Genomic DNA, 16,351 nt, shown 5'->3' with positions numbered 1-16,351 from the left:
GACTAAATTTTACTTTATACTAAAGTAATTGACTGGTTTAACAAAATATTATTTTGCTAAGTTTACCTATTTCTCTGTTTAATTTTCAAAGACCAATTTGTTTTGTCATCAAGTGACGACTTCTACTATAATACTAGGTATTTCTTGTTTTGTCAACTAATTCTTTTAAACTAAGTTTTCATTAAAACTTGGTTAAATTGTAATTAACATTTAGCTTAGTGTGCCACTCGCAAGTGACGACAAAGAGTATTCTATCATATATATATAATAATAATTAAACCTAATAGGCATTCTATCCATATTAGAGTAACATTCCAAGGTATACATCCGATTTTCTCACTATTTAACATTCTGATACGCATGGTTAAGTTTTGCTATACAGTTTTATTATTAGTTTAAAACGAGACCGCACTCCCTAACTTTTGGCGGCTCATTTTCATCCTAACATAACTATAGTTACTGTACATTAATTATATACATATGGCTTAAGCACCTTTACTACCTCAATGTATCCTGGAGCATCTAAATGTAATCCATCATACGTATAATTTATCTTAATTTGATTGTTATCACCAATTAAATGTGAATACACATCTATATATGCTACATTTTCGGACTTAGCCAGTACCTTAAGCTTTTCATTAATTTCTGTGATTATCTCATTGTTACGTTTCCCAACCATATATGTATCAAATTTCTTATCTTCCATAGCATAGACAGGATACACCGATTCAAGATAAATCACTGTGCCTGGACTATTTTTTTTAATTCCTTCAATCATTTTGCTAATATTTGCAACGATATATGTTGGGTTTCTATTTCCATTAACAATATCGTTTGTTCCAATCATTAGAAACGCTTTGGATGGCTTAATATCGTATACACTTTCTTTAATTCTTGCTAGTAATTCATCAGTAGTATCCCCTACTATTCCACGATTAATTGCAGTTACATCTTTAAAAAACTCATCTACCTTAAAAAATTCAGTAATTGAATCCCCCACAAAAACTATACTCCTTTTTTCAAGTGATTTATTGGTTTCTTGCCAGCTTTCAACTTTCATCTCTTTACTTGCTTCATTTGTTTTATTAACAATATAATCACGTCCAACCTTTGCTCCTATTACACCGACAGCAATTAAAATAACAATTACTGCGGATAGAATGTATGATAACTTTTTATAATTCATAAATAGCCCCTTCCAATATTTATTTAATATTAAATAACCCACTTAAATTTTATAGGACTTGATGCTTAAATTCAATGAAATGAATAAAATAAATTATTTAATAACAAAACCCATATCAATTAAGATATGGGTATGCTAATAATTTTTTAATAGCTGTATATTTATAATACTATATACTTAGTTGTAATTTTTATAAGCTCATCTGTATTTTGATGAGTCCAACTAATAAAGTCTTTTTTAGAAGCATCAATAGCACTTGCAAGTTCAAATAGGAATTTTGGTACTTCCTCTTCCTTTATATCACCGTAATTTTTACTAAGCTTTGTTTTACCAATTCCAAGATTACCATCAAGGTGTAATTCAAATACATTTATAACCTCACCATTAACCTTTTTCTTTTTACCACAAAACCCAATCGTTCCTATTTCATGTACTGAACAAGAATTAGGGCACCCGGATATGTGAACACGTGGCAATATATCCTTTGTTAAATCATTTTCTTTAAAATAACTAAGTATCGCACTTAAAGTATGCTGACTTCCTAAAATCCCCATCTGACAAGTTGGAACACCAATACATGCAACAGAAAATTCCAGAGATGTATTTCCACCCATTTCAGATGTTAACTCAAGCATTGTTTCTGCTTCTTTCCCATTTAGATTTCTAATATATAGTCCTTCAGTCATTGCTAGTCTTACTTCTACTTGATCCATTACTTCAATTTTATCCAATATTCTCTTTAAATCCTTGCTTTTTAATTGCCCACCCAATGGATGCAAATACACACTGTACAATCCTTTTTGTTTTTGAGGGTATATTCTTGGACCTCGGATTGCTGTTTCAATTCCAACTTTGTCATACACTTTATTTTCTATCTTAATTTTCAAATTACCTTTTGCTTCATCCTTAATTTTCTCCAAATACCCATTATAGCAATTAATAAATTTCTCTTCGCCCATTCTTTCCATAATGTATCTTATTCTCGCTCTTGATTTATTTACGTAATCACCTTCATCAATGAATAGCTGCGTTATTGCTTCAACATGGTACAGAATATCCTCTGGCTTAATTAACTGTTCTAGATGCGCTGATAACCTTGAATTTTTGCCCATTCCACCGCCGATATATACCTTGAAAAATTCAACACCATTTTCTTTAACAGCTAAAAATCCTAAATCAGTTGCAGTTACATGTGACTCATCTTCATTATTGCTTGAAAAAGCAACTTTAAATTTTCTTGGCAATTTATACGTATATATCTTATTTAAAAAGTGTTGCCCTACAGCAGTTGCATAAGGTGATATATCAAAAACCTCTTTTTCCTCTACCCCAGATAGTGGTGATGCAGAAACATTTCTAGGGTAATTTCCACCTGAACCTCTTATATATAATCCTTTATTAATCCCCTCTTCCATAACCTCACAAACTTCATCAATTGTAATTCCATGTAGTTGCATTGCCTGACGAGTGGTTATATGTATACTTTCGACTTTATATCTATTTGCAAAATCATAAATTAATTTAAGATCTTTTATAGAAGCAATTCCTGCAGGCATTCTAAATCTTGCCATAAATTCCTTTCCACTTCGCTGTGCATAAACGCCCATTCCACCGGAAGCTCCTTTAAAGTCCATTTTATTTACTTCACCATTTAAAAATTTATTGCCTAGTACTCTAAAATCTTCAATTTCACTAAGAAGAATGTCATTTAATTTGTTCATATATATCATTCCTTCCTTATTGCACAATTTGTATATTTATAGTATACTTTGTTTTGACCAATAAGTATAATAGACTTTTTATATAATACTTATTAATATTTCTGATAGGTAGGTGATAATTTTGATTGAAGAATTAAAAACTTTCATTGCTGTTGTAGATAAAAAAAGCTTCACAAAAGCTGCTGCCAGCATCAACATATCTCAACCTAGCGTAAGTTTACATATTGTAACACTAGAAAAGAACTTTAATACACGGTTAATAGAGAGATCAAATAAACAAAGAACTATATTAATTACTCAAACTGGAGAAATGTTATATAAAAAGGCAAAACAGATTTTGTCATTAATAGATGACACCAAACAAGAATTAACTAATTATTACACTTCCACCTCTGGGACTTTAAAAATTGGTGCAAGCATGACTATAGGTGAATTCTTACTTCCTTCAATACTAGGGGATTTTATTAAAGAGTTTCCAAATATAAGTCTTGAAGTCGCTATTGACAATACACATAATATATTCGAAAAATTTAAGAGCTATGACATTGATATTGCTTTAACTGAAGGTAGCCTTCCAGTACATAATTTTACCTTTAAAAACTTTTATAAAGACACAATGGTTGTTGTAACTCCAAATTCATTTACCTTTGATAAAAATATAGGTCTTAGAACCTGTTTATCAAATCAAACTTGGATGCATAGAGAAGAAGGTTCTGGTACAGGTGAATATTTAAACATGTTTTTAAATGCAGAAGATATTTCACCTAAAAATTATATTATTCTAGGAAGTAATTACGCAATCAAAGAAGCTGTTAGAAATAATTTAGGTGTTACTTTTATTTCTTCTTTAGTAGTATCTTCTGCGGCTGATAGCCATGAGCTTAAAATTATACCTACAAAAACAAAATACAATCGATATTTTTCTTATTTAGTTCATGAAAAAAACTTATCAAGGATTGCAACATTATTTGTTGAAAAATTAGAACAGTGTAGTAGTTTGAATAATTTATTATAAGTTGGACATACTTAAACTAAATAATACCTAAATATAAAATACAAAATTAATAATTAATTTATTAGGAGATGCAAAATAATGGATCAAATATTTATAAGAATTAAAAAAGGTGAAGATTTTTACAATAAAGATATGATGGACAGCAGTCAAGCAGAAAGAACTGATTGGTATAACACATTAAGTAAAGGTCAAATAATGAGCATGTTAGAACGATTTGTAACTAATAAAATAACAAAAGAAAAAAATTAATATTACGAGCTTAATATCAAAAACAAACATAGTAAATTATTTTACTATGTTTGTTTTATTTTTTTCAATTTTAAATTTATATTTCTGAATCTTTTATAACTGATTTTAATACTTTTGAAGATTCTAAAAGTTTATCATTTTCCTCATCACTAAGTTTAACTTGTAATATCTTTTTTACTCCTTCTCTACCTAGAACCGTTGGCACACCCATATAAATGTCATTAATTCCATATTCGCCCTTTAGCAATGAAGATACTGTAAGTATCGAGTTCTCATTACTTAATATAGCTTCGACTATTCTTTTTATGGCTAAAGCAACAGCATAATACGTTGCACCCTTTTTCTTTATTATAGTATAAGCTGATTCTTTTACTTCCTTATATATATCAAACTTCATCTCACCAGCACAATTTTTATCACAAATATCACAATACTCATCAACATTCATACCTGCGATACTTGTTAAACTCCAAGTAGCAATTTCTGAGTCACCATGTTCACCCATTATATAGGTATGAATATTTCTTGCGTCAATATCAAAATGTTTACTAAGCAAATATTTAAATCTTGAGGTATCAAGAACCGTTCCGGATCCAATTACCCTACTACTTGGAAATCCTGATAACTTATATGTTATATAAGTCAATATATCAACAGGATTTGATACTACTAGTAATATGGAATTAGGGCTGAATTTTACAACCTCTGGAATTATACTTTTAAATATTTTTAAATTTTTTGAAATACAAGAAAGTCTTGTCTCTCCTTCTTTTTGACCAACTCCAGCTGTAATTATTACTATATCCGAATCCTTTGTATCCTCATACTCTCCAGATGATATTTCTATAGGCCTAACGAATGATACACCATGTGATAAATCCATCGCCTCACCCTCAGCCTTATCCTTATTTATATCTACAATTACAATTTCTGATACTATCCCACTAGTCATTAGAGCAAATGCTGTAGTAGAACCTACAAATCCTGCTCCAATTATGGATATCTTATTTCCTCTAGCTCTCATACAAACCATTCCTTCCTCTACATGCTTTAATTTCACCATGATACCTATCTCATTAAGAAAATTTGGAAATAAAAGAATTTTTCCTTCTTAATTAATATTATATACTAATTAATAGTTAATAGTGATCTTTTTCATGATAATATTTAAATAAAGCAAACCACTACTTATTTCATATAAATTAGGTTACAGTCACATTAATTATATCCTATGTTTTTCATAACAATTAAAGCAGTGTCCTCTATAGCCCTATTAGTAACATCAATTGTTAAACACCTTGTTCTTTTCATTATCTTTTCTGCAAAATCAAGTTCCTCGAGTATTCTTGCATCATTAGCATATTGAAAAGTAGAATTAAGTCCATTAAATTTACCAATTCTACGTTTTCTTATTTCAATAAGTTCAAAAGGATTTATTGTTAGACCTATAATTTTTTTACCTGGAATTTCGTATAATTCATCTGGAACAGGAACTTCAGGCACTAGTGGTATATTTATTGCTTTAATTCCCTTGTTAGCTAAGTACATACACAGTGGAGTTTTTGAGGTTCTTGAAACACCAATAAGTACTACATCTGCAATTTTTATACCGTTATAATCCCTGCTATCATCATATTGCATAGCAAACTCCATAGCAGCTATTCTTTTATAATATTCATTATCAAGATTCCATATTGCCCCTGGTATATATTCAGGTTGCTTGTTTAATAACTTAGATGCTAGGCCTATGCCCGGTCCTAAAACATTAGATACAAATATCCCTTTTTCAGCGCACCTTTGAACCAAAAATTCTTTTATGTCTACCATAATTATAGTTGAAATAATCATTGCTTTTGAATTACTATCTATTTTATTAATAAAGATATTAACATCCTCAGCTGTTTTGATATGTGGAACTCTTTTTATAATTATACTACCTGGAAATTGCCTTGCTACTGATTTAGCTACAAGTGCCGCTGTTTCCCCTATTGAGTCTGATACCGCATATATCGTTAACATTTACTCAACTCCTCAACTTAATTTTGTATTTTATTCACTAACTGTTAATAAATACATTCTATTTACAAATTTAACCATGTACCTTATATTAAGTTTTCGTTTTTCAACAAGTTATATAATGTTGAATTTAAATTAAACTCATTCATTAAATTATTTACCTCAATCAGAGATTTTTCTTTTTTATCTTTTAATATATTAGCTTTTGTAGCTCTAATTAATATATTCTTAGGAGAATGTGATATATCAATAAACTCTAAAAGTTGTGTTTTATACCCTACACTCTCTAAAAGATTTGCACGAACCGCATCTGTCATAAGTGCTGAAACTCTTTCTTGCACTATTCCATACTTTGTAAGTATAGACAAAGAGTCTGTTTTAATTTGACTATTAAATTCATGTTGACAACAAGGAACCGCGAAAATCATCTTGCTATTCCACTTTACCGCATTATACAAAGCATAATCAGTAGCTGTATCACACGCATGTAATGTAATTACCATATCAACTTTATTATCATATTTGAAACCATTTATATCACCTAGTTCAAAATGTAAGTTTTCATAATTATATCTTTTAGCTATATCATTACACTTATTAATTACATCCTCCTTAAGATCTAGACCAATCATTTTGACATTGATCTTTTTAATTTCCACAAAATAATAATATAATACAAATGTTAAATAAGATTTACCACACCCAAAATCTAATATAGTAAGATCATTATAATCATTTTTCTTAATTTCATCATCAATAATTTCTACAAATCTATTTATTTGTTTATACTTATCATATTTTGAATTAACAACCTTACCATCTTTCGTAAAAATACCTAGATCTATAAGTGGCTCTATGATCATACCTTCTTTAAGAATGTAATTTTTTTCATTGTTATGGCCTTTGTTAACTAGAGCCTGGTTATCACTTTTTTTTGTTCCTAAATATACTTTACCTTTTTTAGATACCTTAAGTTCGAATGTAGTTATATTTGACCAAGCATCTACTTGTTTATAACTATCTGATATATACTCTAATAGTTTTTCTTCTAAAAAAGTTATGTCAATGTTTTCATGAAATACTTGTTTATCAGTATATTTTTCTATTTGATAATATTGTTTCGTACCATCTTCTTTCAATATAAATATTATTTTATTGAATTTTATATCTTTATTAAGTTTATTGCTTATAACTATCTTTATAAGTTCTTGTTGTACTATTTCATGAATTGCGTTTTTTAGATCTTCCATTTCAACACACCTTATATTTTATTTTAATTAATTATAATTATTATTTAGTTAATTTATGTGTCCAAGAAGAAATTCCACGGCTTAGATGGTAAATATTCGTAAATTCATTCTCTATTAAAGTTTCCACGGCCCTTGGACTTCTTACTCCTGATGCGCAATAAACAAGAATTGGCTTATCTATATAAACACCCAGTTCATCAATTCTCATAGAAAGAACTTGAACTGGAAGAAGTTTTGCTCCTGGTATATGTCCATTATCGTATTCCTCTTTACTTCTTACATCCAAAATAATAAGCTCTTTCTCCTCATTTATAATTTTATATGCCTCTTCTCCACTAACATTTTTAACATTTGAATCACTCATGTTTTGTACCTCCTTATTATAATTTTCACTTTTGTTATAGTTCAGCCGTAGCGGTCAGAACAGCGCGACCAAGTCTGTGACTAAACATTTGGAATCCGAGAGCTGCTGGTGTTGCATTAATTGGAACACCTATATCCTCAATATCTAATGCATGAATAACAATCAAATACCTATGTTGACCATGTCCATGCGGAGGAGCAGCACCCATAAAACGTGCAAGACTTGCATCATTATGTAATTGAATTGCTCCACTGGGCAATTTTAGCCCCTTATCATCTCCTGCACCACTTTGCAACTGCGTAACGCTAGCCGGAATGTTGGCAACTGCCCAATGCCAAAAACCGGAGCCAGTTGGAGCATCAGGATCATATATAGTTACTACGTAACTCTTTGTTCCCTTAGGTGCACCATTCCAAGATAGCTGTGGAGAAATATCCTTTCCACCCTTAACACCAGACATTCCTGAAAGCTGAGCTTTAGCAAATGGCTGTCCATCCGTAATATCTGTACTTGTAACCTCAAAGCTTGCTACCTTTGGAAGTTTTGCAAACAAATCAATAGTCATAAACGTTTCCTCCTAACCTATTTATCTAAAGTGAAGAACCCGAAATATTTTAGTTATATAACTGAGTATACACCAAATAGTCGATTGTTATCTAATAATCGACTATTTGGTGTATTTTATATTTGTTATCTATACTAGTTTTATTACCATAAATGAGTTACCTCATTAATTTCAAATGTCCAATATTCATAGAGTTATGATTTACAAAATGAAATCTCTGATGTTCTTTCTCCATAGAATCTCCATATTCTATACTTTCTTCATCAAATCTATAAAAAAATGAAGTTAATTTCTCTAAATTTCTATCTGCTGCTTTATATGTTGGATCGAATACATATGCTGCTCTATAATATTTAATTGCTAGTAGAACATCGCCTTTATATTCCGAAATAACTCCAAGTAAATTGTACACCTGAGCAGAATGATCATTTTCAATCATCTCCTGATGTAAATACTCACATGCTAAATCATATTGTCTAGATTTTATAGTCCTAATAATTTTTTTGATATTACTTTCCATATAAACATTTTCATTTCTAATACTTAACATATAATCACCTCAAGTTATCCTTCCCATTAATATTTGATAATTATATTTTATCAAAATCCGTATAAATTTACTATTAAGATAGTATAAAGATAACTCTACTGGTATAAAGATTATGTTAAGATTTTTATTATTCATCTACTAAACGATAACCTACCCCCACTTCTGTTATAATATACTCAGGCTGAGCAGGATCCTTTTCTATCTTTCTTCTTATATTAGCCATAAAAACCTTAGCGATTGTGAATCATTATCTAAATAATTGCCCCATATCTCATTAACTATATATTTATGAGTTAACACACGTCCTGCATATTTCGACATTAACTCAATTAATTTAAACTCCATTGGTGTTAAATGTATTTCTTCATCTAGAATCATAACTTTACGTTTTTGAAAATCTATTTTTAAATCCTTAACAACAAATACTGATAACTCATTATTTTGCGGACTATTATCTTGATTAAAATGCCTAAGTGCTACTCTAACTCTTGCGCTAAGTTCTGCAACACTAAAGGGTTTGGTCAAATAATCATCTGCACCTTTATCTAACGCTTCAACCTTTTCACTCTCACGTCCACGAGCTGAAACAACTATAATCATTGCTTTTGTTGACTTACGTACTTTGTCGATAACCTTAAGCCCATCAATATCAGGTAATCCTAAGTCTAAAATTATTATATCTGGATTTTGTGATAAGATAATGGTTATAGCAGCATTTCCAAATTCAGTTTCAATGCACCTATAGCCTTGTGCTTCTAGTGAAACTTTCATAAATTTTTTAATTGGTTTATCATCTTCAACTATTAGAATCAAGGGCTTTATATCCATTTTCTTCACTCCTTATCACTGGTAACATAAACCTAAAATTCGCCCCCCCAGAAGAATTGTTCATTGCTTCTATACTTCCACCATGACCTTCTATAATAGATTTGCATATAGCAAGACCTAGCCCTATGCCTCGTCTTTCTAGACACTCACCCTTGGACTTAGTATAGAACCTATCAAATATAGACTTTAAATCTTCTTGCGGTATTCCTTTACCATTATCAGATACTTCAAAAATTACGTTCCCTTCATTTTCTACAACTTTAACTTCAATAATTGAATCATCCTGTGTATACTTTATAGCATTATCAATTAAATTAATAAGAACCTGCTCTATTAATAATCCATCTACAAATAGTACAACCATACACTCAGGCAAATGTACCACAATATTATGCTTTCCTGAAAATCTTTTAACCCTTGATATAGACTCCGAGATAATTTCTTCAACAACCTCTATATCCTTTTTGATTTCCAGCTTGCCTTCATCTATTCTTGTCATACTCAGTATATTTTCAACTGAATGTATAAGCCAGCTTGTATCTTCATAAATAATAGCAAGTAGCTCTTTCTTAGTGTCATTATCAAGTCTTTCATAATTATCAGTAATAGTAGAAACTGAGCCTAATATTCCTGTTAATGGGGTTCTTAAATCATGTGAAATTGACCTTAAAAGATTCCCTCTTAGCCTTTCTGTTTCAGTCTCTAAATTTATTTGTCTCTTCTTTTCATATAAATCTTCTCTTTCAATAGCCAATGCTATTTGCGATGAAACAGAATCTAAAAGAATCTCCTCATTTTTTGATAATGTAATTCCCTCTACACATGCTATACCAATAACTCCAAGGATTTTATTTTGCCCTTTAATAGGGTGATAGTGGCCAATACTATTTAAATATATCTCCCCTTTTACTCCAACAGATCGACCTGATAAAAAGCATTTTTCAACTGCGATGATTTCTAAATCAGACTGAAATATATTCAACCTATCTTCTCCGCAAGTCATATAATCCTTTGGGCTTTGCAATTTGTTTTCATAGTTTAATGAAGCGATCATAATAGTTCTGTCAAACATATCAACTAAATCGTTCCCACAAAATTTAACTACTTGTTTTTTATTTTTAGATTGAAGCAGCGATTTGTTAATCTTATGTAAAATTAACATTCTATTTTCACGTAATAAAGATATTCTAGCTTGCGACTTAACTCTCGAAGTTAAAGTGCTTGTGATAATTGCAGCTATTAACATAATTATAAAAGTTACAGGATAGTCGGCTCTATACGCTAAAAAACTGTAGTAAGGAACCGTAAAGAAATAATTAAATGATAACACTCCAAATATGGCTGCAAAAATACCATAAATATATCCTACAGTGTTTCTAGACACAAATAATACTCCTAAAATAAATACAATAATAACATTTGACTCGTGAATTCCAATTTTTCTAAATACAAGTGATATAACAATTGCGAAACACATAATTGCTAATGTCTTAAGTGCATTTGTAATTATCATTGTTTTAGGTTTAATGTCTTCGTATTCATAATGATTATTTTCACTAGAAATCTTAAAAAAGCTTTCACTAAACTTGACTTTATTAAGTTTATTTGTTTTTTTCAAACTCCTTCTCTCCTCCCTAATATATTAAAGGACTATGATTATTTATTAAAAATAACTATAAATTCAGACAAGATTTTTTTGTATTAATAAAAAATAAATTATTTAGAAGTTATTTTTGTAAATTTAAAATATGAAATGCACAAAACAAGTGTGATAGAAGTTAATACTAACGCTATAATTTTTTTACTTTTACTTATAGGGATAATTACGCTACCTCCAGTTTCTACAACTTTTATTGAACTCGCATGGACATCCATATCCCCACCATGCTGCGTGCAAGCCCTATTAAAATTTCCATTTATCTCAACTATATCTCCCTTGTACGCATACTTTCCGTAATTTTTTATATTTTTAGCAAGCGTGCTTTCAATCCATATTCCCATAGCTGTACTTCCGTCACTAATATTAACCCAGGAATATTCACCTCTATTCATACTTTCTCCAATAGCCTCACCCTTAAGTGTTATACTACTATTATCAAGCTTTTTACTATTTTCGATTAAGTCATTAAAATTTTTATAGTCCTTTGCCTTGCATGTTATAGAATAAGAAAAAACTAAAATACATATCAATATCATTGTTTTAAAAGTCTTAACCATAATTTTTTAATGCCTCCAAACGTAGCTCCTATTAATACAAATACTGATATAAATTCTAACCTTCCTAGATACATTGCAATTATATAATATATCTTCATTACTGATGGCATTGATGGCGACGTAACGCCAATAGATAATCCCACATTTCCTGTAATTGAAGCAGCTTCAAATGCTGAACTAAGCACTGGGTATCCATAATAAGTTCCAAGCGCCGTACCAATAAAAAATAATATAATGTAACATGTTATTATGATGTAAGCAGATTTTACCATTCCATCCCCTAAAATAATTTCTTTTATATGATGAAACTTAAATACCTTTATTTTTCTGTCTGAATTTAATAATTTACTAACCTCTGAAATTATACTTTTGAAAACAATCCCTACCCTTAATCCTTTAAACCCGCCTGCTGTAGAACAAGCAGATCCTCCTATAAGCATTGCTATTATAATCATAATTACCGGAAAATCCCCCCACTCAGTTGCAAACTGCCTTGCGTAAAGAGTCCCAAACCCTGTAGTTGTATGAGCTGATAATACCGTATATACTCCTTTTCTAAAAACTGATATACCATTACTATATACTCCTGAATTCGTTAGTTTTAATACTGTAAAAAAAGAAATAATCAAAACTGTAATAAAAAAGCTCTGAGTTTCAATATTTTTGTATACTTCCTTTTTATTTCCTTGCCACACCGCATAATGTAATGCAAAATTCAAAGAACCAATTATAAAGAAAATCATTGTTAGAAGTTCATATGAAAGACTATGGTAATACAATATATTTTGAGACATTGGTGCAAACCCACCTGTGCTCCATGCAGACATAAAAATAAATAAAGCATGAAAAAATGCACTTACAGGCTTAAGCCCTATAAACATTCCATCAATCCAAAGCATTAGAGTACCTACAATTAGATATACAACACTTATTTTCCATATAATTCTTGCTGTGTTTTTTACATTGGGTACAAGTTCAACATCCTTACCTTCACCAACATACATTTTGTAGGCACCTAATGTATGGTTTACCATAAAACTTAGTGCAAGCACTACCATACCTTGCCCACCAACAAATGTAATAATATGTCTCCACATATTTAACCCTAATGAAAGATGGTCAAGATTTTGAGTAAGTGAAAGTCCTGTGGTTGTAAATCCACTCATTACATCAAAACACGCATCTAAGAAAGATTGAGTATTTCCACTAAGCTCATAAGGTACCGCACACAATAGTGTTAATATTATCCATGAGCTAGATGCAATTACTAAACCATGTTTCCATTGCACTTTTACTTTATCAATCTTGCTTCTGCCTGTAAACATAAGTAGTGTCCCTAAACTAAGAGCTATACTTATACTAATAACAAAATCTAACAGTGCACTCCATTCTTTAAACATTAATGAAGTTATTATTGGTATAAGCATTAAACATGCAGTTCCAATAACTACATACCCTACGTAAAAATTAATTATTTTTATGTCATCATAGCTCTTTATAATTTTTTTCATAATCTCACCTTACCTTGCCAAAATCATATTAATGCTATATAAAACAAATAAAAATATTAGAGAATAGCCTACCTCTGTAATTACCCCGCGTACAATCTTTTTGTTTGTCATAATATATTTAGCCTTCCTCTCAATATTAATTTCATACTATATTAATTTCATACTATATTAATTTCATACTATATTTGATTTCCTATTATTGATTTCTCTACTTCATTTTTCTTATCTGTATTTGTTATAATAAGTACTTTATCTTCCTCTTTTATAACCACAGAACCATTTGGAAAAATCACTTCCTCATTTCTTATTATTGATAAAATTACACATTCCTTTGGCATCCGTATCTGCTCTATAGCTTTATTTTTCCATTTACTTTTATTATATATTTTTGCTTCTACTAATACCATTTCTCCTTTATTTAAAGTTTCTATTATTTTTAGTGGTCCGATATCAAATTCATCCTCTATCGAATTACATATTACTTGTGTACTGCATACAGTCTTGTCTACTCCTAGCATCTTAAATATTGCCGTATTTTTCGGATTGTTTATTCTAGCTATGGTTTTATTAATTTTAAAATTCACTTTAGCCATTTGGCAAATTACCAAGTTTTCCTCGTCTTTTCCTGTCACTGCAGCTACAACCTCGGCCTCCTCAATACCTGCATCTTTCAACACCTCTACATCAGAACCATCGCCACATATTACATCAACCTGAAGATCTTCAGCAATCTTTTCGCATACTTTTATGTCTTTTTCTATTAAAACTACTCGGTGTTTTTTTTCTTTTAAAGTTTTGACAAGATAATACCCTACCTTCCCACCACCAACTACTATAGCCCTCATATTAATTTCCCCTTCATTATTGCTTTCACTAACTTTTCTTTATTCTCCTTATTAATGCTACAAATTATTTTATCACCTTTATCTAATAATTCATTTCTATCTGGTATCTTAAAATCTCCATTTTTACAAACTGCACATATTCTGCAATTAAATTTATCTTCTATTTCTGAAACATTGTTAAAATTAAGTTTATTTATTTTAATTTCTTCTATGGACATGTCATTACATAATATTAATTTTGTTTCAGAATTCCTTAATATGATTTTATTTTTAATTATATTTATACCTAACTCAGTTGGATTTATAGTTTTTAATCCTAGTTGCCTATATATAACTTCTCTCGATGGATCATATATTCTTGCTATTACCCTAGGAACCTTGAATATATCCTTTGCTATCTGACTAGCCATAATGTTAATATTATCTGCTTGGGTCAGAGCCAAAAATACATCTGCCTGCTCAATTCCCGCTTCTATTAATATATCATTATCTATTTCGACTCCCTTAATTCTAATTCCATTAAATCCGCTTCCAAGGCGCTCTAAATTCTCTGCGTACTTATCCACAACTACCACATCATGGCCATCATTAGATAATTCTATAGCAAGCCCACTTCCTAATTTTCCACAACCTATTATTACAATATACATAATGTGTTCTCCTTACTTTTATTTCTTTATTAGATTATTTATCATTTAATAATATTTTTCAATCTATATGCATATTTTAAGCAATTTTAGGGTATAACACAACTTTGACTAACTGATTTTAAAAACATTATCCTATTTGTTATATCTCCTATAAGAACTATAGCATGTTCATCCTTTGTTTTTAATCGTTTATCTTCATTTTCCTCATAGTAATAACTTTGCAATTTAATGTATACGTTTTAATCATAATATATACTTTATTTACACTCTAGAAATCTACATATATTTGATATAGCCAACTCTTGATAAATTAATCTTATTGCTTATAGTTAATAAAAGTCTTATACTATTATATAAACTTAAAAATAAGGCATTTGATTTTACCCTTCGGTGTGTAAAATTTATATTTTTAGGTATATAATAAGATAATTTTTCGTTTAGGAAAGAAGGTAATTTATGAAAAAAGTTTTAGTTGTAGATGATACAAAAAATATTCGAACATTACTGAGCATTTACCTTAAACTAAACGGTTATGAAGTTTTAATGGCTTCTAATGGTCATGAAGCACTATCCATAATTGATACAGAATCTGTAGATTTAATATTTTTAGATATTAAAATGCCCCAATTAAGTGGCACAGAAGTTCTAAGAATAATTAGAGCTAAAGGTATAATCGCTCCTGTAGTAATTATGACAGCTTTTGCTACAGTTAAAAATGCAATTGATTGCACTAAACTTGGTGCTATTACTTATTTACAGAAACCTTTTACCACAGATAAGGTTAAGACCATTCTGGATAATATTATGATAGAAAGAAATCCATATGATATAAATATAGAACATCAAATAAAGATTATTAAACAATTGATAAAAGAGGATAACCTAAATAAAGCATTAGATACTTTAAAAGTAGTCTTAGCTACTGATCTAAATACTCCTGAAATTTATGAATTAATATCTATAGTATATAGTAAACAAGGTGAATTGAAAAAGGCCGAAATATTTCATAATATGGCTCAACAATTAAAATAATGAAAAAAGAATATTTTACTATTAATGCAATCACTTCGCTAAGAACTACTAATTATATTTTAAATTAATGTACTAAAAAACGTATATTAATTTAAAATATAATAAGAAGTTCTAAAGCTTGTTCTAATGCATTATACGTAATATATTTTTTTTTGCGTTTAAAACATTTGTTAGCAAACCTTTCACCTATATAATAAAAAGTGCTTTTTATGTTATCTATTAAATATTTACGCAAAATAAAAAACACTAAGATAAACTTAGTGTTTTTTTTATTACCTGGCGACAACCTACTCTTCCACAAGGTCACCCCTGCAGTACCATCGGCGCATTGAAGCTTAACCTTCGTGTT

16 protein-coding genes, 1 rRNA gene and 1 pseudogene are annotated in these 16,351 nt (G+C 29.7%); 3 read left to right on the top strand and 15 right to left on the bottom strand.

Annotation, left to right across the window (positions count from 1 at the left end):
* Positions 1 to 466: 466 nt before the first annotated feature.
* Both KPL55_RS24010 and KPL55_RS24005 read right to left on the bottom strand, forming a co-directional pair.
* On the bottom strand, positions 467 to 1,189 hold the full coding sequence (locus KPL55_RS24010) for a GDSL-type esterase/lipase family protein (RefSeq protein ID WP_246599809.1): 723 nt from the start codon (positions 1,187 to 1,189) through the stop codon (positions 467 to 469).
* A gap of 161 nt (positions 1,190 to 1,350) precedes the next feature.
* Complete coding sequence (locus KPL55_RS24005) at positions 1,351 to 2,910, bottom strand: nitrite/sulfite reductase (RefSeq protein WP_216309290.1); 1,560 nt, start codon at positions 2,908 to 2,910, stop codon at positions 1,351 to 1,353.
* Between the two features lie 121 nt (positions 2,911 to 3,031).
* On the opposite strand from KPL55_RS24005, the gene KPL55_RS24000 reads away from it, so the two are divergent.
* Together KPL55_RS24000 and KPL55_RS23995 are read left to right on the top strand one after the other, a co-directional pair.
* Positions 3,032 to 3,925 carry a LysR substrate-binding domain-containing protein gene (locus KPL55_RS24000; RefSeq protein WP_216309289.1) on the top strand — a complete coding sequence of 298 codons (894 nt, stop codon included), beginning with the start codon at positions 3,032 to 3,034 and terminating at the stop codon, positions 3,923 to 3,925.
* Positions 3,926 to 4,003: 78 nt separating this feature from the next.
* A complete protein-coding gene (locus KPL55_RS23995) occupies positions 4,004 to 4,174 on the top strand; it encodes a hypothetical protein (RefSeq protein WP_216309288.1) in 171 nt (56 codons plus the stop codon).
* Between the two features lie 76 nt (positions 4,175 to 4,250).
* On the opposite strand, the gene KPL55_RS23990 is transcribed toward KPL55_RS23995, so the two are convergent.
* The 12 genes and pseudogenes from KPL55_RS23990 to KPL55_RS23935 form a co-directional block, all read right to left on the bottom strand.
* On the bottom strand, positions 4,251 to 5,198 hold the full coding sequence (locus KPL55_RS23990; RefSeq protein ID WP_216309291.1) for an L-lactate dehydrogenase: 948 nt from the start codon (positions 5,196 to 5,198) through the stop codon (positions 4,251 to 4,253).
* A 194-nt stretch (positions 5,199 to 5,392) separates the two neighbouring features.
* Positions 5,393 to 6,193: a pyruvate, water dikinase regulatory protein gene (locus KPL55_RS23985; protein WP_216309287.1), complete on the bottom strand. Its 801-nt coding sequence runs from the start codon at positions 6,191 to 6,193 to the stop codon at positions 5,393 to 5,395.
* Between the two features lie 83 nt (positions 6,194 to 6,276).
* The gene (locus KPL55_RS23980; protein WP_216309286.1) at positions 6,277 to 7,440 is read right to left on the bottom strand and encodes a class I SAM-dependent methyltransferase; all 1,164 of its coding nucleotides are present in this window, start codon (positions 7,438 to 7,440) and stop codon (positions 6,277 to 6,279) included.
* 40 nt (positions 7,441 to 7,480) lie between these two features.
* The gene (locus KPL55_RS23975) at positions 7,481 to 7,804 is read right to left on the bottom strand and encodes a rhodanese-like domain-containing protein (protein WP_216309285.1); all 324 of its coding nucleotides are present in this window, start codon (positions 7,802 to 7,804) and stop codon (positions 7,481 to 7,483) included.
* Between the two features lie 34 nt (positions 7,805 to 7,838).
* Positions 7,839 to 8,369 carry a YbhB/YbcL family Raf kinase inhibitor-like protein gene (locus KPL55_RS23970; protein ID WP_216309284.1) on the bottom strand — a complete coding sequence of 177 codons (531 nt, stop codon included), beginning with the start codon at positions 8,367 to 8,369 and terminating at the stop codon, positions 7,839 to 7,841.
* Positions 8,370 to 8,526: 157 nt separating this feature from the next.
* Complete coding sequence (locus KPL55_RS23965; protein ID WP_216309283.1) at positions 8,527 to 8,919, bottom strand: tetratricopeptide repeat protein; 393 nt, start codon at positions 8,917 to 8,919, stop codon at positions 8,527 to 8,529.
* A gap of 127 nt (positions 8,920 to 9,046) precedes the next feature.
* Positions 9,047 to 9,747, bottom strand: a pseudogene (locus tag KPL55_RS23960) (response regulator).
* A complete protein-coding gene (locus KPL55_RS23955; protein WP_216309282.1) occupies positions 9,716 to 11,365 on the bottom strand; it encodes an ATP-binding protein in 1,650 nt (549 codons plus the stop codon). The pseudogene KPL55_RS23960 and the gene KPL55_RS23955 overlap by 32 nt, the downstream one beginning before the upstream one ends.
* A gap of 98 nt (positions 11,366 to 11,463) precedes the next feature.
* A complete protein-coding gene (locus tag KPL55_RS23950) occupies positions 11,464 to 11,964 on the bottom strand; it encodes a hypothetical protein (RefSeq protein ID WP_216309281.1) in 501 nt (166 codons plus the stop codon).
* Entirely contained in the window at positions 11,940 to 13,475 is a 1,536-nt protein-coding gene (locus KPL55_RS23945) for a TrkH family potassium uptake protein (RefSeq protein WP_216309280.1), read from the bottom strand. The genes KPL55_RS23950 and KPL55_RS23945 overlap by 25 nt, the downstream gene beginning before the upstream one ends.
* 179 nt (positions 13,476 to 13,654) lie before the next feature.
* On the bottom strand, positions 13,655 to 14,320 hold the full coding sequence (locus tag KPL55_RS23940; protein WP_216309279.1) for a potassium channel family protein: 666 nt from the start codon (positions 14,318 to 14,320) through the stop codon (positions 13,655 to 13,657).
* Positions 14,317 to 14,970, bottom strand: a complete 654-nt coding sequence (locus tag KPL55_RS23935; protein ID WP_216309278.1) for a potassium channel family protein — start codon at positions 14,968 to 14,970, stop codon at positions 14,317 to 14,319. Before KPL55_RS23935 ends, KPL55_RS23940 begins: the two co-directional genes overlap by 4 nt.
* A 456-nt stretch (positions 14,971 to 15,426) precedes the next feature.
* Here KPL55_RS23935 and KPL55_RS23930 point away from each other — a divergent pair, with 456 nt between their 5' ends.
* On the top strand, positions 15,427 to 16,002 hold the full coding sequence (locus KPL55_RS23930) for a response regulator (RefSeq protein WP_216309277.1): 576 nt from the start codon (positions 15,427 to 15,429) through the stop codon (positions 16,000 to 16,002).
* Positions 16,003 to 16,276: 274 nt separating this feature from the next.
* Here the strand turns inward: KPL55_RS23930 and rrf are convergent.
* Positions 16,277 to 16,351, bottom strand: a 5S ribosomal RNA gene (gene rrf / locus KPL55_RS26935); the annotation flags it as partial.

The organism is Clostridium lacusfryxellense (assembly GCF_018861735.1).
Classification (GTDB): Bacteria; Bacillota; Clostridia; order Clostridiales; family Clostridiaceae; genus Clostridium_AD; species Clostridium_AD lacusfryxellense.
The sequence above is the reverse complement of the archived record's forward strand: the minus strand, read 5'-3'. Positions and strand labels throughout refer to the sequence as shown.